This is a genomic window from Cylindrospermopsis sp. CR12, from assembly GCF_001432185.1.
Lineage (GTDB): Bacteria > Cyanobacteriota > Cyanobacteriia > Cyanobacteriales > Nostocaceae > Raphidiopsis > Raphidiopsis raciborskii.
Genome location: NZ_LMVE01000048.1, coordinates 61,731 through 82,157, shown reverse-complemented (window position 1 = coordinate 82,157; position 20,427 = coordinate 61,731). Strand labels below are relative to the sequence as shown.

Genomic DNA, 20,427 nt, shown 5'->3' with positions numbered 1-20,427 from the left:
GAGGGGAAGATAGAGAAAAGGGGGATAGGTGGAGGGAAGAAGATAAAGAAAATTAAAAAAAAAATTGTTAAGTTTTATTATGTAGACAATAATTGCATTTAAAGTGCTAAGATTTTATCCGAAGTCGTTAATGTTTATTGTGAATTCCGTGGCTAGAGCAAGTACCGCAATTGGCGTAAGTCCAGTGATCAAAGAGACTGTGCAAAAACAGGCACATTCTACCCGTCTGACGTTAAAAGAGGTTATCCTCATGGGTATGTTGGCAATTGATAAGCTAGATGACCAAGGTCGTCAAGAGTTAGCTGATCAAGTGCACAAAATGCAAGTGGACGGCGAAATTTAACTCGGACTAGTCTTGATTCCTGGGTGAAGACCAAGAATTAAGACTGTCATCAGGCTAATATCAAGTTAAAGTCGTATCTCCAGCAACCTCAAAGCAAATCCCAAGGAAATCTGGAATCAAAGTGATGAAATTTTGACTTTCCTGGGTTTAGTTTCATCAGTAGCTAGATTTCTTTGGGAACCATTTTAAGTAAGAAATAACCTCAAAATTTTTAGGTGGAATAGCTACAGTCCTGACCAAAAACAGGTGCTAATTTGGGCGAATTCCTCCTAATAGTTTTAGCTTGTGCCGGGATCTAAATGCGGCTATAAATATAAAGGCGCGTGGGACACACGCCCTCAAAGCTCAATCAATGTCTTCATAGAAGAGTCGTTGAGAAGCCCACACTCACCTGTAAGGGAGTGTGTGGAGTATGTCACTTATTGTTATTTTTCTGCTTTCCTTTTTCTCTATCAGGATTATTTTTTGGGAAGGACGGGACCCTGTTTTGTCAAGACTCGATTCAGCTTACCACTCTGATAACCCTCTAAATCTAAGGTGACGTAAATAAACCCTAGATTTTCCAGAGTGGTTACTAGGGTAGGTAAGTCTGTTTTGAGGACGAAATCCTTGATTTTTTCCGGTGGGAGTTCAATTCTAGCAGTTTCCCCCTCTGATCTGACTCGCAGGTCTTCCCAACCCAAAGTTTTTAAATATATTTCTGCTCTCCCCACACGTTGTAATTTTTCTATGGTGATTTCTTCTCCGTAGGGGAATCGGGAACTTAGACAGGGTTGGGCGGGTTTGTTCCACCAGGGTAGTGCTAATTGTTGGGAAAGTTGACGCACTTCCATTTTAGTAATTCCTATTTCTGCTAGGGGTGATCTTGCTCCCCTTTCTTTTGCAGCTTGAATTCCCGGTCTGTAGTCTTTGAGATCGTCAGCGTTTACCCCATCAATCACATAACTGTATCCCCATTCTAATGCTAGGGGTTTGAGCGTGTCATGTAATTCACTTTTACAAAAGTAGCACCGGTTAACTGGATTGGACGTGTAGTTGGGATTGGCCATCTCTTGAGTATGGACAATTTTATGGGTTATCCCAATGGTTGCTGCTTGTGCAGTAGCTTCTGTTAACTCTTCCGGTAGTAAAGATGGGGATACTGCAGTTACCGCTACCGCGCGATCGCCTAATACTTCATGAGCAACCTTGGCTACTAGTGTGCTATCAACTCCTCCGGAATAGGCTATTAAAGCATGTCCCATTTCGGCAAATAAGGTCTTTAATTTTTCTAATTTTTCTGTGAGTGTCATATTTTTAATATTTTATACATATATGGCTTGATCCAGAAAGCTATGGACAAGTAGGATGGTTGATTGCTAGGAGTTCTGGCACTTTTCCAGTATAGCACCGAGATTTGTCAAATTTATGGGTTTAGGAATATAGTGGGTGAAACCGGAAGCTAGACATATTTCTCTGTCTCCCTTCATGGCCATTGCTGTTTGAGCAATGATAGGAATGTTCTGATATCTGGGGTCTTTTCTGATTTCTGATACTAAGTTCAGTCCGTTACCATCTGGCAGTTTCAAATCCATTAAGATGATTGTCGGTTGCACTTGTGGTAAATTTACCCACATTTCTGTGGCAGTTTTTACGTGTATAACTTGATAGCCTAATCTATTTAGATAAGTCTTTATGAGTTCACTATTATTTAGATCATTTTCTACTAGTAATATTGTGCAGTGATTGATTTTTTGAATATTGGTTGGAGTATTAATTAGGTGGTCAAGAGTTTTGTCAATTAGTTCTGGGTCTTGTTCTGGTTGAATTTCTAGTATTTGGGTAGTTCTCTCAGATTTGAGAGGTAGAATAATAGTAAATTCAGAACCTTGATTTAATTGCGATCGCACCTCAATACTACCTCCATGAATTTCCGCAAGTTGTTTGGTCACAATCAATCCTAAACCGGTGCCATGATTTTGTTGGGTATTTATGGTATTTACTAGTTGGGTATAGGGACGAAACAGTAGAGACAGGTCTTCCCCAGAAATGCCAACTCCCGTATCCCATACTGTAAATCTCAACCATGAATCTTTAAGAACAACTCGTAAACCTACACTCCCTACATTAGTAAACTTTATGGCATTAAACAATAGATTTAATAGCATTTGCTTCAGTCGTAGAGGATCCACCAACAGAGTGTTCACATCCTCATTGATTTCCAATTGTAATTTTAAACCCTTATCTCCTGCTTTTTCCTTCACTAGGGCCAAAACACTTTTACACAATGATGGTATATCGGCTACTTCCCATTGCACTTCTAGCTGATTGGCTTCTATTTTGGAAAGGTCTAAAATGTCATTGATTAAACTCAATAAATGCTTACCGCTGGATTGAATAATCTGTAAATATTCTTGATGGCGTTCTCTTTCCGCTTGGTAACCTTGAGCTAATAATAACTCAGTAAATCCAATAATCGAAGTCAAGGGGGTTCTGATTTCGTGACTAGTGTTGGCCAAAAATTGATTTTTAAGTTTATTCTTACGTTCTAGGTTGTAATTAAACTGTAATAGGGATTGATAGGAATATTTTAAAGTCTGAATTTTTTGAGTTTGTATTAAATAAGTCCAGGAATATTTAATGGCTTTTTGAATAAACTGCGATCGCCAGTGCAAGGGAGAAAATTGAGGTTTAGCAAGACCAGATAAATCAGATAGGGGATGAAGAGCAATTAGCCATTTAGTCACATTAGTAGAATCATCAGGAAAACGCCAAGCTAGGGGAGGGTTGTGCTTTTCCATTTCCAGGAGATCGGGGAGACCAATATGGGATTCCAAATTCCATCTGGAGGTTGTTTGTGACAGGGATGGAGGTGAAGTTGGTGAATTACACATCAAGACAATTCTAGCCATATTTTCTTGAGGTTCACACTCAGCTATATATAATGTAATACCTTCAAGACCCAACCCATTAAAATTCAAAGCAGCATAAACCTCATTAAGCAGAGTTTGCAAAATCTGGGACTCAGCGATTTTTGCCTCCTGGGTATTAGGTTCACCCGTGCTTAAAGGTGTATTAACTGCTGTGAATAAGCAAAAATTTAGACTAAGTTGTAACCGATTCAAATGTTTTTCCAACCACAAATCATATCCTTGTTGTTGGATGGTGCGTAAGAGTTTGGGGGTTTTATCTATCCGAGGATTTCCTTTTGGTAAGTTTGAGTATTTGTACATAAAAAGTGACCAAAGATACTAACCTTAGCGGAAAACAGCGGGAGATAAATAAGGGTTATATTTTCATATAGTGATCTCCACACTGTGTATGTTAACACAGAAGTTAATCTTCCTCACTAGCTTCGTATGAGATATAACTTATGATATTCATAGGGTGATATTGATGTTAGAATCTAAGTAAAGTGACTTTATAGTAGTATTTATTAATGGATGCACAACTAGCTCAATTAATTATTAATGGGATTGCGGTAGGTAGTATTATTGCCTTGGCAGCAGTAGGACTAACACTCACTTATGGAATTTTAAGACTATCGAATTTTGCCCATGGAGACTTTTTAACCTTAGGGGCATATTTTACCTGGGTGATAAACGGGTGGGGAATGAACATTTGGTTATCAATGGTTGTTGCAGCCATATTAACCGTGATAGCGATGTTAATAACAGAGAAGATACTGTGGTCAAGAATGAGAGCATTACGTGCCACATCTACCACCCTGATTATCATCTCCATTGGACTGGCCCTATTTGTCCGTAACGGGATTATTTTTCTTTGGGGGGGTAAAAACCAAAATTACAATCTTCCGGTAATTCAGGCCTTGGATATAAGCGGTTTGAAAGTGCCACAAAATCAATTACTAGTTTTAGTCCTAGCCATATTGGCGATTTTGTTCCTGCACTATATATTACAGAACACCAAAATTGGTAAAGCCATGCGAGCAGTAGCAGATGATCTAGATTTAGCCAGGGTTTCCGGGATTAATGTAGAACGAGTAATTCTTTGGACCTGGATTATTGCGGGTAGCTTTACCTCCCTAGGCGGTAGTATGTATGGTTTAATTACTGCTGTTCGTCCTAACATGGGCTGGTTTTTAATTTTACCCCTATTCGCCTCAGTAATTTTAGGGGGAATTGGCAACCCTTATGGTGCCATATTTGCTGCCTTTATTATTGGCATTGCCCAGGAAGTCAGCACTCCTTGGTTAGGATCTCAGTATAAGCAAGGAGTTGCCTTGTTAATTATGATTTTAGTTTTACTCATTCGTCCCAAAGGACTGTTTAAAGGAACAGTGTAGGGGAGGGGCTAGAAACTGGGAGATTCGGTCCCTCTCCACCTACCTACTCAATAATATGGAAATAATAAGCTGCTACTAAAAAGTTGATAGCCAGTAGCAGTATGGCCCAACTGGCGCGGAAAACATAACTGGGTTTGGTTTCTTTTGTTTTAGAAGTCATATTTGACCCTCCTGATTTAATCACATTTCCACAAATACCAAACAGCAGTACCAAATTTCCACTATCTTTAAAAATGTTCAAAGTTTAGCTACTCTCCACCTAGGTTGGGGAATTAACTCCCCTGAGTACCTCCTTCACCACTGCTAGGGTTTGGTCTATATCTTCTTCTGTATGAGCTAAAGAAGTAAAACCAGCTTCAAATTGGGAAGGAGCTAGATAAATACCACGTTCCAACATGGCCCGATAAAACCTACCAAATTTGACTGTGTCTGATTTTTTGGCATCCTCATAATTATGCACGGGACCTGATGTAAAAAATAGACCAAACATGGCGCTGATACTGCCACCACACACACTGTGTCCCGCTTCCTTGGCAATTGTTAGCATTCCATTGACTAATTTCTGGGTGATTCTCTCTAAATAATCGTAAGTTCCCGGTTTCTGTAATAGTTCTAATGTTTTAATTCCAGCAGTCATAGCTAAGGGATTTCCAGATAGGGTTCCCGCTTGATAGACTGGACCTGCTGGAGCAATCATGGACATGATTTCTCGACGACCTCCATAAGCTCCTACGGGTAATCCCCCACCTATCACTTTCCCTAGGGTGGTTAAATCAGGGGTAATGCCAAATTTTGCCTGGGCACCACCATAAGCAATTCGGAACCCGGTCATTACTTCGTCAAATACTAGTAATGCTCCGTTTTCTTGGGTAATTTCTCTTAACCCTTCTAAAAACCCTGCGTCGGGAGCAATAAACCCAGCATTCCCTACTACTGGTTCTAAAATTACCCCAGCTATTTCTCCTGGGTTTTGTTCAAATAGTGCTTTGACCGCTTCTAAATCATTAAAAGGGGCTGTTAATGTACCTTTTGTGGCAGATTTTGGCACTCCCGGTGAATCTGGTAACCCCAGGGTGGCTACTCCTGAACCTGCTTTGACTAAAAACATGTCCGCATGTCCATGGTAACAACCTTCAAATTTGATGATTTTTTCCCTATTGGTGTAAGCTCGCATTAGTCTCAGCACTGCCATACAAGCTTCTGTACCAGAATTAACAAATCTTACCATTTCAATACTGGGCACAGCATCAATTACCATTTCTGCTAGGATATTTTCTAGCACACAGGGCGCGCCAAAACTTGTACCTTTTTCTAGAGCTTGATGTAGGGCACTAATTACTTCTGGATTGGCGTGTCCACAAATGGCTGGACCCCAGCTGCCTACATAGTCAATGTATTTGTTACCATCCACATCCCAAATATGAGCACCTTTAACCCTATCAAATACTATTGGTTGCCCACCAACTGATTTAAAGGCGCGTACGGGTGAGCTAACTCCTCCTGGCATTAAATTTTGAGCTGCTGCAAAGATTTCCTGGGATTTTGTGGTTCTAATAGTAGTGTCTACCAAGGTGATCTCCTATAAGTGGTGATTAATTTCAGTTTCTATGAAAGAATAGGATAAACTTATCCTATTGTTTTATCCCATATTTTGATATGGTTTGATTATTGAGATGATTCTTAAATAAAGTCCGTCGCACACTATGCTATCCTCCCAATCTCTATCTTTAGAATCCTCTATCCCAGTGGAAAAAATTCGCTACGACCAATATGGTCTTGTACCAGCAATCATCCAAGACTATCTTGATGGTACTGTGTTAATGATGGCTTGGATGAATCAGGAATCATTACAACGAACTTTAACTACAGGAGAAACCTGGTTTTGGAGTCGTTCCCGTCAGGAATTTTGGCACAAGGGAGCTACTTCCGGTCATATTCAAAAGGTGAAAACTGCTCGCTATGATTGTGATAGTGATGCTCTACTATTTAGTGTGGAACAGATTGGTGATATCGCTTGTCACACCGGGGAACGTAGTTGTTTTCATCAGTTGGATGACACCAAAATTATTCCCCCTCCCCCAGATTCCCTATCTCACCTTTTTCATGTGATATGCGATCGCCGGGATTATCCTGCGGAAGGTTCTTACACCTGTAAGTTATTAGCAGGGGGGGATAATAAAATTTTAAAGAAGATAGGTGAAGAAAGTGCGGAGGTAGTCATGGCTTTTAAAGATGATGACCCAGATGCGATCGCGGGTGAAGTGGCGGACTTGTTTTATCATACTCTTGTGGCTTTGGCCCATCACCAAGTAGATTTAAGATCGGTCTATCGCAAGCTAGAAGAGCGGAGGAAGTAGGGGAGAAAATTTTCAATGAATCAAAAACGAATTTTAATCACGGGTGCCAGCGGTTGTATTGGTCACTACATTAGTGAAACACTAATAGAAAACACCAATCATCAACTTTATTTACTGGTGAGAAATCCTAACAAACTGCAAGTTAATACTGATATGCGTCCTGGTGTGACCATATTACAGGGCGACATGGGGGAAATTAGTAATTTGGGGAATTTACTCAAAACTATTGACACAGCGGTTTTAACAGCTACTTCCTGGGGAGGAAATAATATCTTTGATATTAATGTCAATAAAACCATACAACTAATGAATCTATTAAATCCTGACAGGTGTGAACAGGTAATTTATTTTTCTACTGCTAGTGTTTTAAATCGTGAAAATCAACCCTTAAAAGAAGCTGGAGAAATTGGCACCGACTATATTAGCTCCAAATACAAGTGTTTACGTAAAATTGAGGATTTAGAGATTTTCCCCAAAATTACCACAGTATTCCCCACCCTAGTATTGGGAGGAGATGAAAACAAACCCTACTCTCACCTGACCTCGGGTATTCATGAAGTGACAAAATATCTGAATATAATTCGGTTTTTAAAAACCGATGGTAGTTTTCACTTTATCCATGGTAAAGACATTGCCAAGGTGGTAGAGCATTTGATTGATCACCCACCACAAAAAGGAGACCCCAGAAGACTGGTTTTAGGTCAAGCACCACTAACAGTAAATCAAGCTATAGAAGAGGTGTGTGAATACCTAAACAAAAAGATTTACTTTCGCATTCCCCTTTCTCTAGCTTTAGCAGATTTAATCATTAAAGTCTTTAAAATTCAAATGGCCTCCTGGGACAGATTCTGCATGAGGTATAGACATTTTACCTATAACAATCCCATTAACCCAGGAATTTTCGACCTACCCAACTATTGTCCCACCATGACAGATGTTCTCAAAACCAGCGGAGTCAGCAAAGGTTGAAGAATGTTGAGTTTTATAAAGATATAAGAGGGAACCGTAAGCTGGGGATGATAAGCTAAACATGAAATATAAAAGTGACTTAGGATGAAGTGTTAAATGGGTGTTTCCTCAACGGTTCCTCTCCTGCTCCGAGCTGCACGCGGTGAAAAGGTAGATCGTCCTCCCGTGTGGATGATGCGTCAAGCGGGACGTTACATGAAAGCTTATAGAGATCTGCGGGAGAAATATCCTTCCTTTCGGGAACGCTCAGAAATTCCTGAGGTGGCCATTGAAGTCTCCCTCCAACCCTGGAGAGCTTTCCAACCCGATGGAGTAATTTTATTTTCCGATATTGTCACTCCCCTACCTGGAATGGGTATTGACATGGATATTGCGGAAGGAAAAGGGCCAATTATTTTTTCGCCTATTCGCACTCAACAACAAGTTGATGAGTTACACCCACTAGATCCAGAAACCGCTTTACCTTTTATTCGTCAGATTTTGGGAGCGTTGCGTCAGGAAGTAGGTAGTGCATCAACCGTACTGGGCTTTGTTGGCGCACCCTGGACTTTAGCAGCTTACGCAGTGGAAGGAAAAGGCTCTAAAACCTATTCTATAATTAAGAATATGGCTTTCTCAGATTCTAATATTCTCCATCAGTTATTAGACAAGTTGGCAGAATCTATAGCCGTATATATCCGCTACCAAATAGATTGTGGTGCTCAAGTAGTACAAATGTTCGATTCTTGGGCAGGGCAATTAAGTCCCCAAGATTATGATATCTTTGCCTTACCTTACCAAAAAAAGGTGTTTGAGTTAGTGAAAAGAACCCATCCACAAACACCCCTGATTTTGTTAGTTACGGGTAGTGCGGGACTGTTGGAAAGAATGGCTACCTCTGGTGCGGATATTCTCACCATTGACTGGACTGTGGATATGGCAGATGCACGTAGAAGATTGGGTAATAACGTTAAGGTGCAGGGAAATTTAGATCCAGGGGTATTATTTGGGTCAAAGCAGTTTATCCGGGAGAGAATTTTAGACACAGTTCGCAAAGCTGGCAATTGGGGACACATACTTAATTTGGGACACGGAGTGTTACCAGAAACACCAGAAGAGAATGTGGCTTTTTTCTTTGAGACTGCCAAAAACCTTCATGTTCCGGTGTAGTTTCCATTTTGGTTGGCAATTTAGGGGGAGGACATGTCTCCCCAAATTACATCCAAACGTTCCTGAGCTTGTTTTAAGGCAACTTCAGCTGAGGACTTGCCCAATAATGTTTGTTCAATTGCTCTACCTAAATTTTCCGAGATCCGACTAAAACCAGCTATAGTGGGAAGGGAACCAGCTAGGGGAATTTGGTCTAGGAATACCTTTAACCAGGGTCTGGTTTGGAGATAGTCTTGATATTCAGGACTATTTAAAGATTTGATATTGACGGGTAAAAAACCGGTTCCTATAGACCAGGGGGTTTGAAATTCTTGACTGACAATAAACTCCAGGAATTTAAGAGCAGCTTGTTGTTTTTCTGAAGTGGTCTTCATCATAAATATATTACCCGTACCAGTTACCGTTGCTGGAGTAGTATAGGTGGGGATAGGAAACGCATTAAAGGGTATGGGAGATTTTGTAATATAAGACCATGGTCCAGTAATTTGCATAGCCACCCGACCAGCGAAAAAAGCATCTTCCTCATAACCTCTTTCTGGTGGAGATAGGGTTGCTACACCTGTTTGTAATAGTTGTTGCCAAAATTTGATTGCGGTAATAGCAGCAGGGTTGTTGAGATTTGGATAGTTGTCCGTCATGATTCCCCCCCCTGCACTTAATACAAAGGGAAACCAAGTGAAAACAGTCCATCCCCCTTTACCTAGAGGTAATAATATGCCATACTGTTCTGGGTGTCCGTCTCGATTTTTATCTAGGGTTAATTTTTGAGCAACTGCTATTAATTCTTCCCAAGTTTTAGGAGTTTGGGTGATACCAGCAGCTTCAAATAAATCCGGACGATAAAAAATGCCGACGTTGCTATTCCACAATGGTAATGACCACAATTTGCCATTTAGTTTTAACTGCTCTAACAAGTTAGGAAATACCTCAGATTTATGTGGAAATTGATTCCACCATTGGTCTAGGGGAGTTACCGCATCTAGTTCTACAATTTGTCCGGTAATTCCAGGGTTATAAACCAAAAGATCGGGAGTGGCGTTACCAACTACAGAGGTTAATATTTTAGGTAATGCCATATCTGATCCCAAAATAAACAACGAATCAACTTGAATATTTGGGTGAGTTTGATTGAATTTGGTCACTAGTTTTTGAAAAACATCCCGATTCGCTGGTGGGTTAATTCCTTGCCATAAAGTTAGATGGGTAATATGGTTTTTTTGAGGTATGTTGTTTTGACAACCACTCAATATTGCCAAGGAACATAAACTCAATAAGCATAACAGTATGGAAATCTGGCGACTTAATTGCCACCTATTCAGCTGTAGTAGTGGTTTGATCATCACTTTAACATACATGTTGTTTATGAAGTTTTTTTCACGCTTGCGGGGTCGCGGTTTAAGATAAAGAATGCAGGATTTTATCAGTAAACTCCCTAGTTATACTCACTTCAGCTCTAGTGTAAATATACGTTTCCGGTTGGGAGAGTTTATGGGTTCTAACCAGCTTCTCCGCTCTGTCCCAAAAGTCTGTATCTTCACCATAGGGAAGATTATTAAACCCCTCTAAATCAAAAAATACTTTCCGTTTGCCAAAAAATGTCGGACCCAAAATACAATCTCGCAGGTTGATGATTTTCCCAGGTTGGAAAAAATCCGCTACAAATATATCCTCTTCACAAGCAAATCCACCTGCAATCAAATCCACCTCCGGATTACTTTCCATATACTCTAAACGTGTGGCTAGGTGATTTGGTAGGTACGTATCATCACTATCAATAAATGTGATATACTTTCCGAAGCAAGCCTGGATCCCAACGTTTTTGGCATAAGGTGATTTCCGATTTTGATGTTTTAGATAACGTATATTGCCATATTTTAATAGATATTCATTGATTATGGTAAAAGTTTCATCCTCACTACCATCATCAACAACTAAAAGTTCCCAATTGTGATGTGTTTGATTTATTACACTTTCAACACAGTTTACCAAGTATTTGGCGCGATTAAATGTACATAGAATAATACTGATTTCTGGTTTGAGATCAAATTTGATGGGACTCATAGTTCTGGTGAGTGGTTAAGGTTGGCGATCGCTCAAAACTTCCTGTATACTCAAGGTTGGTATATTAGGTGGTGATTGACAAACGGTAAAGTCTTGGTCAAGAATACCACTTAATTACCATGGAGTCAATATGATGACACTTTTCAACGAACCTCTTGAACTGCAAACACTTCCTAACTGCTCGAAAAATTATGAAATCTAATCAGCATATTTGTCATTTAGTTTTAAGTAATATTGGGGGAGCGCCCAGAACTGCAAATTCCCTAATTTCTACTCAGTCTCAAGCTGGTTATAAAGTCTCCACAATAGTATTGACTGATTTGGATTTACAATGGATAGTTGATTTTAAAGCTGCTGAAAAACTCATAATTATGAAAGTTGCCGGCAATTTATTTTATATTGGTGGAGTAATGCATCAAATATGGATAGCTATAAAATTAAGTAAAGTAATTGCGGAATTAAAGCCGGATATTATTGTTTGCCATACTGCATTTATTACGAAACTTTTTTATCTTTCTCAATTGATTCCAAGAAGTGTAAAAATCCCCTATATCAGTTATCTTCATACTGATTTCATTTCTGAATTACAGGGTGAAAGCAAAAACAACTCATTGATAGGAATATTTCAAAATTTATCTATAGGTGTTGATAATCGGATTAGTTTGAGTAGTCTTCAGCAAGCTAGCGGATTAGTATTTGTTTGTAAAAGTCTCTATGAAAGATTATTAAATCTGGGATTAAATCCCCGTCAAGTGGAAGTATGCTATAACCCTGCTATACCTGATACAAATAATCAGCCATTAAATTCCACAGCTGAGCTATGGTTAAAAAACCAGGAGTTAATTAATTTTGTATCTGCTGCTAGATTCCATCATCAAAAGGATCATCCAACTTTATTGAAAGCATTTGCTCTAGCTAGTCAGTATCATTCCAATATCCGTTTAATTTTACTAGGAGATGGCAATTTAAAAACAGAAATGCAAGAATTTGCAAATTATTTAAACATTAGTGATATTGTTCTATTTGCAGGTACTGTTACAAATCCTAGAGCTTACTTTTTATTATCTAGAGCAGTAATCCTCGCTTCTCATTATGAAGGATTTGGGATGGTGTTGGTAGAAGCTGTAGCTAGTGGAGTAACCTTTATTGCTAGTGATTGTCCAGTTGGACCACGTGAAATTTCTGAAGTATTAGAGTGTGGATGTTTAGTACCACCAAATGATGTAGATGCTTTGTCAAAAGCAATTATTAATCATGTAGAAACTCCTAAAGAGATAATAGACCGTTCTGAAAAAATAGAACGACTATTTAGTGAGTCTAGTTGTGCCAATAAATTAGAGATGTTAATCGAAAAAATTTTGCAGAAAAAACCTAAACATAATGCTAAACCACAGTTCAATCTTTGATAGGATTATAAGATACAGGACTATTTTATAAAAGAGGTAAAAAAAGAATATGACGATACCACCCATTCCATCGTTTTTGACTAGCTTTTGGCAAGATGCTTTTAGCTTGAAGCAACATCTTAGGGAATTTTTGAATTTGGATGAGAAAACCCTGGAAAGTAAACTAGCTGCTGGTCAACAAGAAATGAGTGAATTAGGTCACAAAGATTTTGACTGGGAAAAAGCTACTGCTTTCTATAAAGATCAGGTCAAGAATGAGTATCTTTTTGACCTTGGAGGTTGGCATTTAACGAGTCGTGATAATATTGGTAACACTTTACTTATAATCGCCAAATATGCTCACGGTAGGGTGTTAGATTTTGGTGGGGGAATTGGTACTCATGCCATTGGTGCTGCATTGTCACCGAATGTGAACCAAGTAGTTTATGTTGACATAAACCCGATTAATCGTGACTTTGTAGAATTTAGGTCTAAACAGCTAGGATTAGATAAAAAAATTGTTTTGTCTGGGGAAATACCCGATTTAGAGGTATTTGATACTATTGTTTGTTTTGATGTTTTAGAACATTTACCAGATCCTGTTGAGCAACTACTTATGTTCCACGAGTCCCTAGATCATGGGGGAAAAATTATTTTGAATTGGTGTTTCTTTAAAGGTTTCAATCAAGAATTTCCTTTTCATCATGATGATCCCCAATTGCTAAATAGGTTTTTCCAGACTTTGCAAACTAAATTTATAGAAGTTTTTCACCCCTATCTTATAAATGCTCGTTGTTATCAAAAATGGTCCTAAATCAGAGAATTTCTAATGTTCCTTGCACCGCATCTAATCTTGCTCGTACTCCCACAGGTAAAGCAGCATTAGGAATGTCATGACCAAAAGGTAGGTCAGACACAATAGGTATACCTAAATCAGATAGGCGATCGCATAAAACTTCCTGTATAGTCAAGCTTGGTATATTAGGGGGTGGTTGACAATTAGTAAACCCTCCCAAAGCAATACCTTTTACTTGACTAAGAATACCACTTAATCGCCATTGAGTCAACATTCTGTCAATTCGATAAGGTGCTTCAGTAACATCCTCCAAAGCTAATATTACACCATCCATTGGTGGTAAAAGGGGTGTTCCTAAAAGATGGGTAGCTACAGTCAAGTTTCCAGGAAGTAATATTCCTGTTACCTGACCGTTTCCCCAACCTTTACCCTGTAATTGGTGAATAGCTCTACCCTCTACCCAGTCAAATAACCTTTCAATTGACCATGGTGGTTCATCACATAAAGTAGTCAGTACAGGTGCATGTACACCAGAAATTCCCCCTTTATATAGACTCCACAGTAGAACGGTAATATCAGAGAATCCAATTAGCCATTTTGGGTCTGGTGGATTTTGCTCCCAGTGCCAATTTTCCAAAATACGAGCACTACCAAACCCCCCTCTAGCACAAATAATTCCACGACATTGGGGATCTTGCCATGCTGCGCACAACTGGTGACGACGGTGGTCATCAGTGCCCGCGAGATAGCCATATCGCTTTTCTATGTTATCACTAATTTGAACATTATAACCACGGTCTCGCCAAATTTTTACACCCTTTTCAAAAGCTGTAATTTCTCTGAGTCCACCACTGGGAGCAATAACGCGTAATAGATCCCCTGGTCTCAGGGGAGACGGTAATAAAGTTGGAGCAATCTTAGAGGAGTTTACATTGTGCATAGTGTCTCAATAGATGATCACATAAAACCAAAGCTACCATTCCATCCACCATAGGTACTGCACGGGGTAAAACACAAGGATCATGTCTTCCCTTTCCCGCTAAGACGGTTTCTTCCCCTTCCTTGGTGACTGTTTTTTGTTCCTTTCTAATAGTCGCAGTTGGTTTAAAAGCAACTCTTAAAATAATATTTTCACCATTAGAAATTCCCCCTTGAATTCCACCCGAACGGTTAGTAACAGTTCTAATATCACCATGGGGACCTATATAGAATTCATCATTATGTTCAAAACCCGTTAATAAAGTTCCTGCAAAGCCAGAACCAATCTCAAAACCTTTACTAGCAGGTAGAGACATAACAGCTTTGGCTAAATCAGCTTCCAACTTGTCAAAAACCGGTTCTCCTAAACCTTTAGGAACGTTGCGCACCACGCACTCTACCACCCCACCAATGGAATTACCATCCCTACCGGTTTTCTCAATTAGTTCTATCATCTGGGGTGCAATTTCTGCGTCAGGACAGCGGACAATATTACTCTCCACATCTGCTAGAGTCACAGTATTAGTGTCAACAGTTCCCTCCAAATCCTTAATACGTTTAACGTAAGCAATAATTTCCACACCTGCTACCTGAAGTAAAATCTTCTTGGCGATCGCCCCTGCTGCTACCCTACCGATGGTTTCACGTGCAGAAGATCTACCACCACCCTGCCAATTTCTGAATCCATATTTAGCGTCGTAGGTAGCATCCGCGTGGGAGGGACGGTATTTTTCAGACATTTCGTCATAATCCTGGGAGCGGGTATCTTTATTCCTCACCAGAATGGCAATTGGTGTTCCCAGGGTCTTACCCTCAAATACCCCGGATAAAATCTCACAGCTGTCTGCTTCTTTGCGGGGTGTGGTGATTTTACTTTGTCCTGGTCTTCTTCTATCCAGTTCAAATTGAATTTCTGCGGGAGAAATCTCCAGTCTAGGAGGACAACCATCAATTATAACTCCCACACCTCCACCGTGAGATTCACCAAATGTCGTAATTCGGAAAAGATGACCAAATGTGCTACCCATGTTATTGAGAAAATACTTGCTCAGTCAATTGTACCACACCGCTCCTGTAGGAATGAATTCCCTTACCCGACACCCAAAGTCGGTTGAAAAACGATTGGTTTTACCGTAGCCCATTTTAAGTTAAGTTTAATAACTCAACATCTTTATGAGGCTTTTGTCTTATTTATGGCTGTCACTCCATCAGGATTGATGAGTTTACCGTGGTCAACGGTGGCATAAATTACCCAATGATCTCCACAATCTAAATGCTGATTAACGGAACATTCTAAATAAGCAGCTGCATCAGCTAGAATAGGAGAGTTATTTTCCCCTACTATAGTTCTAATCCCACTCAGATGGTGTTCTATGGGAGTAAAATTCCTGCGGAAGGATTTTATATAGTCTGTGTGAATACCTTCACTGAAAATATTCAGTACAAATTTACTGCCAATGTACATTAGACATTCTATGGCTCTTTCCTTAGCGATCGCCACTGTAATTCCCGGTGGTTTAAATGTAGCTTGAGAAACCCAGGTGACCAAGATTGCCATGGAAATTTCTGCTTGTTTAGTAGTCAATACACATACGGATCCAACTATTTTACCTACTGCTTGTTCTGTTGGTGTGGCAATTTCCCGGGGTGGGTGAGTTTTTTTGGTCTTTTTTAGGTTTTGACCAAAGTCTCTACCCATTTCCTCACAGATTTTTAATGTTAGTTCGTCAGGTTTGAATTTGACTTTTAGAGTATCAAATCCAAAGGGAAATCCTGCATGTTTCAGTTTTGTTTCCACTATATCTAAAGCTTCTCCACTCCATCCGTAGGAACCGAATACACCCACCAATTTGCTGTTATCGCTAGTAGCTAACACAATAGCTAATGCGGTTTGAATGGGTGTAGGTGCATGACCACCGATAGTAGGGGTACCAATAATTAAAGCGTCTGCTTTTTCCACGGTGGTATGAATTTCTTCGGGGGAGGTAAATTCACAATTAATAGATTTGACTGCTATACCAGTTTTAGTTATCCCCAGAGCTATTGCTTGTGCTAGGGTAGCTGTATTTCCATAAGCGGAAGCATAAAGTAAAGCTACGGATATTTCCCGCTCTTTTTGAGCGTGACTCCATTGAAAATAGGATTGAGTTAACTTAATTAACCCACTACGAATTAATGGACCATGACCTACTCCATAAATTTGAACTTGCAAGTGGGCAATTTTTTCTAGTGCTGCTTCTACATGGGTTATGTGGGGCGCCATTAAACAATTAAAATAGTATTTTTGATCTTCTTCCAATTCCTGGTAATTACTATCTAAATTGTCATCAAAAACCTGATCATTACAAAGATGAGCTGCAAATAATTTACCGGTATAAAGAATTTGGGTTTGTGGGTCATAAGTACAAAGTGCTTCTGGCCATCTAGGACTAGGATTGGGGAGGAATTTTAAAATATGACCTTGACCTAAATCTAAAGTTTCTTTCCCCCGCATAATCAAAATCTTCAGATCTTCGTCTGGGAAAGTGGAATGTAAATTATTAGCACTAGGAAGAGAACAAACAAAAGTAATTTGTGGTGCTAGTTCCAATAATGCTGTTAAGGTTGGTACGCGATTGGGACTAAAGTGACCCAAAATTACATAGTCTAAGTTTTGCCAATGGATTTGGTTTTGTAAAGCTGCTAGATAAATGTTGATGAAACTTGCACCGGGTGGATCAATGATGGCAATTTTATCTGCTGTGATTAAATAGGAGTTGGCAGTTGTACCACGACAAAGTCCATATTCAATTTCAAATCTTAATCGTGACCAACTTCTAGCTCTTAAAATCTGTGTGTTAGTCCCAATACTCCCAATTTGTACATCCCGTGGTTTAGATTCTATCATAGGTATTTTAGGTGCAATAAAACTCAAGAAACCCCATATATCTTAATAATAGTTTCCTACTTTACGGTGACGCACTGCTGTTAAACCATTAGTCTGGGAAACTTTGCCATCTTCAACAGTGCAATATAAGATCCTATGGTCACTACATTCCATCCTGCTGATGACTTCACATTCCATATATGCTAGGGCGTCATTTAAAATTGGTGAACCATTTTTACCAGGTTGAAATTTCACTCCTGCAAATCTATCCATACCTGGTAGTAATCGTTTGAGAAAGTGTTTTTTCAACTCTTGATAGTTTCCTTCTGCTAAGACGTTAAGAATAAAGCGATCGCCTGGTTGTAATAGATTATTAATAGGTCGATCATGGGCAACTGCTATGGTAAATCCCAAGGGTTGAAAACTAGCTTGTGCTACCCAAGAAGCCATCATGCCATCGCTAATTTCACCTTTTTTAGCAGTTATAATATATAGTCCACTACTAATTCTCCCTAGGGCTTTTTCCATGTTCACATCCAGAGATTTCGTCTGGTTATTATTGGTTTTCTCTAGGATCAATTTCCCTAAATTTGTACCTGCTCTAGTACACATTTTATAGGTGGATTCGCTAGGAATTTCTCTCATGCGAATGGCAGTAAATCCCTCTTTAATTCCTAAATCAATAAACTTTCTTCCTAAGATATCTATCGGTTGGTCATCACTGCCAAAAGACTCAAATAAACCTAGGAACTGATGACTTTTGACTCCAGCTAAAATGCAACTAATACCTGCTTGAGCAACCGTTGAAGAACTCGGTGGCATTCCTACAATTAAACCCGATGCTCTAGTGGCTAGTTCTTGAATTTCTGCAAGGTTGTCTCTATGCAAATCAATGATTTCTACCCCCACACCTGTTTTTTGTAAACCATCACCAATTGCATGAGCTAACTGATCACTATATCCATAACCAGAAACATAAAATAAACCTACAGTGTTCTCTGTCTTGGTTTGTTTTTGACTCCAATTTTGATAATGTTCGGTTAGGGTTTCCAGATGATGATAGAGTAAGGGTCCATGTCCACTAGCAATAATTTTAATTTTACCTAGTTCACCCATTCTCTTCATAGCATTTAATAAAGAACGGGAATTTGGACCCATTAGGCAATCATAATAAAATCTAAAATCCGCCTCAATCGCTTCTAAATCTTCGTCGAAAGTGCGATGATCACAAAAGTGCATCCCAAAAGCATCACAGGTGTAAAGAATCTGGGTTTTGCGATCAAAGCTAAAAATTGTGTCTGGCCAATGTAAGTTGGGAGCGCTGACAAATTCTATTTCATGTCCCTTGCCAATATTCACGCGATCGCCACTTTTAACTATTCTTTTAGAAAAGGGACTATGTACCAAACCTTCTAAAAATTGAATGGCAACTCTGGATGCTAATACTGTAGCTCTAGGTGCTAATCTCAGCACGTCTTCTATTAATCCACTATGGTCGGGTTCAGTATGACTAACAATGATATAATCAATGGTCTGAGGGTCAACTAGGTTATTTAGGGTCTCTAAATACAATTGACGAAATTTCTGATGGGATGTATCAATCAGAATGGTCTCTTCACCCTGTATTAAATAGGAATTATAGGTCGTGCCATTTTGTAAACTAAACTCAATATCAAAGCGATCACGATCCCAATCTAGAGAACGAATCGCAATGGTATTGGGAGCAATTTCTACAGTTTGGATGGTCAAACGTGGTGTCTCTGATATCGCTACCATGATTCGTCTTCTATGATTAATAATATTTTTTCTCTTCTACTATTTTCTGGTTAAATTCTTTTTTCGGTTGTAATCAACAATGTATTTTTTAAAAACTAAAATGTATCTTTAGTTATCACCCCATGGAACTTGGGAAAATGCTAAGATTCTATCCTTGGCATTCTAATCTAGCTATCAAGGATAAAAAAGCATAAATTATGGATAACACTAATACTTTAGATTTAATTACTGGAGGACTAGCAGTCCTCATTTTGCTGGGTGGGATGGTGATGATGTTTACCACTGTCTTTACCACCAAGAGATGATTCCACCCAGATCCCTTACATTTTACCGGTAAATACCCGCTCCGCTGGACCGGTCATATAAATCCTTTGATCGGTTTCTGACCATTCAATTTCTAAGTTCCCCCCCGGTAGTTCTATAATCGCCATGCGATCGCATAAATTATTCAAAACTCCAGCAACTAGGGAAGCACAAGCACCTGTACCACACGCTAGGGTAATACCTGCTCCTCTTTCCCACACTCGCATTTTTAAGTGATGAGGATTAACAACCTGAATGAACTCTGTGTTGGTACGTTGAGGAAAAACTGGATGATGTTCAAATTCAGGACCAATAATTTCTAAGGGAATACTCGCTACATCCTCCACAAAGGTAATACAATGAGGATTCCCCATGCTTACACAGGTAATATGCCAAGTTTGGTTCCCAATTTCTAGGGGGAGGTTAATTACCTTGCTGTTACCAGGTGCTAGGGTTGTGGGAATCTCCTGAGCAAGTAAACGAGGTGAACCCATATCTACCCTCACTTGACCATCATCCGTCAGTTGGGGTCTAATTACACCAGCTAGGGTGTGAATTAAATAGTAGTCCTTACTGCGGGAAATTCCTTCCAATTCGGTTAAAAAAGCAGCTAAACAGCGAATACCGTTACCACACATTTCTGGTTCCGAACCATCGGAATTGAAAATTCTCATGGTGTAGTCTGTTCCCTTTTGACCGGGAAGGGCAAAAATAACACCGTCAGCACCAATGCCAAAATGGCGATCGCACATCCTTATGGCCATTTCGGGGGTAATTAGGGGAGTTAGGTCACAACGGTTGTCAATCAGAATAAAATCATTGCCCAAACCGTGATACTTTGTAAATTCTATGGTCATTTTCGATGATCAAATCTAAATTGCTAGTCAACCTAAACCTTATTTCTTCTGTCCCAAAAATGCCACCCATAGAATTTGACACCACTTTACCCAGTATTCGACAAATACAAAACTGGATCAAGCAGAAAACTACTGTGCAGTTTAAATTGACTACTGGTGATACTATCACTGCTAGGATTTTTTGGCAAGATGTTAACTGTATATGTGTGGTGGATTCTCAAGATGACCATATTACAATTAATAGACTGGCTATTGTCTATTTAAAGGTGTCCCATGATAGCAATCCACCAACATAATAGATA

General features: G+C 39.4%; 19 protein-coding genes. 8 read left to right on the top strand and 11 right to left on the bottom strand.

From position 1 onward, the window contains the following. Positions 1–130: 130 nt before the first annotated feature. Positions 131–343 (top strand): hypothetical protein, encoded by a 213-nt coding sequence (locus ASL19_RS06810; RefSeq protein WP_006275651.1) that lies wholly within the window; start codon positions 131–133, stop codon positions 341–343. Positions 344–801: 458 nt separating this feature from the next. On the opposite strand, the gene larE is transcribed toward ASL19_RS06810, so the two are convergent. Both larE and hrmK read right to left on the bottom strand, forming a co-directional pair. Beyond that, entirely contained in the window at positions 802–1,635 is an 834-nt protein-coding gene (gene larE / locus ASL19_RS06805) for an ATP-dependent sacrificial sulfur transferase LarE (RefSeq protein WP_057177750.1), read from the bottom strand. Positions 1,636–1,701: 66 nt separating this feature from the next. After that, positions 1,702–3,555 carry a hybrid histidine kinase/response regulator HrmK gene (gene hrmK / locus ASL19_RS06800; protein WP_057177749.1) on the bottom strand — a complete coding sequence of 618 codons (1,854 nt, stop codon included), beginning with the start codon at positions 3,553–3,555 and terminating at the stop codon, positions 1,702–1,704. A 206-nt stretch (positions 3,556–3,761) separates the two neighbouring features. On the opposite strand from hrmK, the gene ASL19_RS06795 reads away from it, so the two are divergent. Next, a complete protein-coding gene (locus ASL19_RS06795) occupies positions 3,762–4,628 on the top strand; it encodes a branched-chain amino acid ABC transporter permease (protein ID WP_057177748.1) in 867 nt (288 codons plus the stop codon). Positions 4,629–4,671: 43 nt separating this feature from the next. Here ASL19_RS06795 and ASL19_RS17830 read toward each other — a convergent pair whose 3' ends face one another. Further along, positions 4,672–4,788, bottom strand: coding sequence for a photosystem I protein PsaX (locus tag ASL19_RS17830; protein WP_040007874.1), 117 nt, complete (start codon positions 4,786–4,788; stop codon positions 4,672–4,674). 99 nt (positions 4,789–4,887) lie between these two features. After that, positions 4,888–6,198 carry a glutamate-1-semialdehyde 2,1-aminomutase gene (gene hemL / locus ASL19_RS06785; RefSeq protein ID WP_057177747.1) on the bottom strand — a complete coding sequence of 437 codons (1,311 nt, stop codon included), beginning with the start codon at positions 6,196–6,198 and terminating at the stop codon, positions 4,888–4,890. 133 nt (positions 6,199–6,331) lie between these two features. Between hemL and hisIE the strand changes: the two genes are divergently transcribed. From hisIE to hemE, 3 genes are all read left to right on the top strand, one after another. Next, positions 6,332–6,985, top strand: a complete 654-nt coding sequence (hisIE, locus tag ASL19_RS06780; protein ID WP_006275658.1) for a bifunctional phosphoribosyl-AMP cyclohydrolase/phosphoribosyl-ATP diphosphatase HisIE — start codon at positions 6,332–6,334, stop codon at positions 6,983–6,985. 15 nt (positions 6,986–7,000) lie between these two features. After that, entirely contained in the window at positions 7,001–7,954 is a 954-nt protein-coding gene (locus tag ASL19_RS06775) for an NAD(P)-dependent oxidoreductase (protein WP_057177746.1), read from the top strand. A 96-nt stretch (positions 7,955–8,050) separates the two neighbouring features. Beyond that, positions 8,051–9,103, top strand: coding sequence for a uroporphyrinogen decarboxylase (hemE, locus tag ASL19_RS06770; RefSeq protein ID WP_057177745.1), 1,053 nt, complete (start codon positions 8,051–8,053; stop codon positions 9,101–9,103). 20 nt (positions 9,104–9,123) lie between these two features. On the opposite strand, the gene ASL19_RS06765 is transcribed toward hemE, so the two are convergent. Continuing rightward, entirely contained in the window at positions 9,124–10,443 is a 1,320-nt protein-coding gene (locus tag ASL19_RS06765; protein WP_057177826.1) for an ABC transporter substrate-binding protein, read from the bottom strand. Between the two features lie 55 nt (positions 10,444–10,498). Further along, positions 10,499–11,164 carry a glycosyltransferase family A protein gene (locus ASL19_RS06760; RefSeq protein ID WP_057177744.1) on the bottom strand — a complete coding sequence of 222 codons (666 nt, stop codon included), beginning with the start codon at positions 11,162–11,164 and terminating at the stop codon, positions 10,499–10,501. Positions 11,165–11,355: 191 nt separating this feature from the next. Between ASL19_RS06760 and ASL19_RS06755 the strand changes: the two genes are divergently transcribed. Together ASL19_RS06755 and ASL19_RS06750 are read left to right on the top strand one after the other, a co-directional pair. Continuing rightward, positions 11,356–12,570 (top strand): glycosyltransferase, encoded by a 1,215-nt coding sequence (locus tag ASL19_RS06755; RefSeq protein ID WP_057177743.1) that lies wholly within the window; start codon positions 11,356–11,358, stop codon positions 12,568–12,570. A gap of 49 nt (positions 12,571–12,619) precedes the next feature. Beyond that, positions 12,620–13,363, top strand: a complete 744-nt coding sequence (locus ASL19_RS06750; RefSeq protein ID WP_057177742.1) for a bifunctional 2-polyprenyl-6-hydroxyphenol methylase/3-demethylubiquinol 3-O-methyltransferase UbiG — start codon at positions 12,620–12,622, stop codon at positions 13,361–13,363. 1 nt (position 13,364) lies between these two features. Here the strand turns inward: ASL19_RS06750 and ASL19_RS06745 are convergent, their stop codons facing one another. From ASL19_RS06745 to dapF, 5 genes are all read right to left on the bottom strand, one after another. After that, the gene (locus tag ASL19_RS06745; RefSeq protein WP_057177741.1) at positions 13,365–14,285 is read right to left on the bottom strand and encodes an LD-carboxypeptidase; all 921 of its coding nucleotides are present in this window, start codon (positions 14,283–14,285) and stop codon (positions 13,365–13,367) included. Continuing rightward, on the bottom strand, positions 14,263–15,351 hold the full coding sequence (gene aroC / locus ASL19_RS06740; RefSeq protein WP_057177740.1) for a chorismate synthase: 1,089 nt from the start codon (positions 15,349–15,351) through the stop codon (positions 14,263–14,265). Before aroC ends, ASL19_RS06745 begins: the two co-directional genes overlap by 23 nt. Before the next feature lie 143 nt (positions 15,352–15,494). Further along, positions 15,495–17,210 (bottom strand): diflavin flavoprotein, encoded by a 1,716-nt coding sequence (locus ASL19_RS06735; RefSeq protein WP_057177825.1) that lies wholly within the window; start codon positions 17,208–17,210, stop codon positions 15,495–15,497. 42 nt (positions 17,211–17,252) lie between these two features. After that, a complete protein-coding gene (locus ASL19_RS06730; protein ID WP_057177739.1) occupies positions 17,253–18,965 on the bottom strand; it encodes a diflavin flavoprotein in 1,713 nt (570 codons plus the stop codon). 320 nt (positions 18,966–19,285) lie between these two features. Continuing rightward, positions 19,286–20,125 (bottom strand): diaminopimelate epimerase, encoded by an 840-nt coding sequence (dapF, locus tag ASL19_RS06725; RefSeq protein WP_057177738.1) that lies wholly within the window; start codon positions 20,123–20,125, stop codon positions 19,286–19,288. 5 nt (positions 20,126–20,130) lie between these two features. Between dapF and ASL19_RS06720 the strand changes: the two genes are divergently transcribed. Further along, positions 20,131–20,421, top strand: coding sequence for a hypothetical protein (locus tag ASL19_RS06720; RefSeq protein WP_006275668.1), 291 nt, complete (start codon positions 20,131–20,133; stop codon positions 20,419–20,421). Positions 20,422–20,427 lie beyond the last annotated feature (6 nt).

Bases quoted from the DNA above. Each gene is read 5' to 3' on its own strand.
- ASL19_RS06810 (WP_006275651.1), top strand. From the start codon at position 131: ATGTTTATTGTGAATTCCGTGGCTAGAGCAAGTACCGCAATTGGCGTA.
- larE (WP_057177750.1), bottom strand. From the start codon at position 1,635: ATGACACTCACAGAAAAATTAGAAAAATTAAAGACCTTATTTGCCGAA.
- hrmK (WP_057177749.1), bottom strand. From the start codon at position 3,555: ATGTACAAATACTCAAACTTACCAAAAGGAAATCCTCGGATAGATAAA.
- ASL19_RS06795 (WP_057177748.1), top strand. From the start codon at position 3,762: ATGGATGCACAACTAGCTCAATTAATTATTAATGGGATTGCGGTAGGT.
- ASL19_RS17830 (WP_040007874.1), bottom strand. From the start codon at position 4,788: ATGACTTCTAAAACAAAAGAAACCAAACCCAGTTATGTTTTCCGCGCC.
- hisIE (WP_006275658.1), top strand. From the start codon at position 6,332: ATGCTATCCTCCCAATCTCTATCTTTAGAATCCTCTATCCCAGTGGAA.
- ASL19_RS06775 (WP_057177746.1), top strand. From the start codon at position 7,001: ATGAATCAAAAACGAATTTTAATCACGGGTGCCAGCGGTTGTATTGGT.
- hemE (WP_057177745.1), top strand. From the start codon at position 8,051: ATGGGTGTTTCCTCAACGGTTCCTCTCCTGCTCCGAGCTGCACGCGGT.
- ASL19_RS06765 (WP_057177826.1), bottom strand. From the start codon at position 10,443: ATGATCAAACCACTACTACAGCTGAATAGGTGGCAATTAAGTCGCCAG.
- ASL19_RS06760 (WP_057177744.1), bottom strand. From the start codon at position 11,164: ATGAGTCCCATCAAATTTGATCTCAAACCAGAAATCAGTATTATTCTA.
- ASL19_RS06755 (WP_057177743.1), top strand. From the start codon at position 11,356: ATGAAATCTAATCAGCATATTTGTCATTTAGTTTTAAGTAATATTGGG.
- ASL19_RS06750 (WP_057177742.1), top strand. From the start codon at position 12,620: ATGACGATACCACCCATTCCATCGTTTTTGACTAGCTTTTGGCAAGAT.
- ASL19_RS06745 (WP_057177741.1), bottom strand. From the start codon at position 14,285: ATGCACAATGTAAACTCCTCTAAGATTGCTCCAACTTTATTACCGTCT.
- aroC (WP_057177740.1), bottom strand. From the start codon at position 15,351: ATGGGTAGCACATTTGGTCATCTTTTCCGAATTACGACATTTGGTGAA.
- ASL19_RS06735 (WP_057177825.1), bottom strand. From the start codon at position 17,210: ATGATAGAATCTAAACCACGGGATGTACAAATTGGGAGTATTGGGACT.
- ASL19_RS06730 (WP_057177739.1), bottom strand. From the start codon at position 18,965: ATGGTAGCGATATCAGAGACACCACGTTTGACCATCCAAACTGTAGAA.
- dapF (WP_057177738.1), bottom strand. From the start codon at position 20,125: ATGACCATAGAATTTACAAAGTATCACGGTTTGGGCAATGATTTTATT.
- ASL19_RS06720 (WP_006275668.1), top strand. From the start codon at position 20,131: ATGATCAAATCTAAATTGCTAGTCAACCTAAACCTTATTTCTTCTGTC.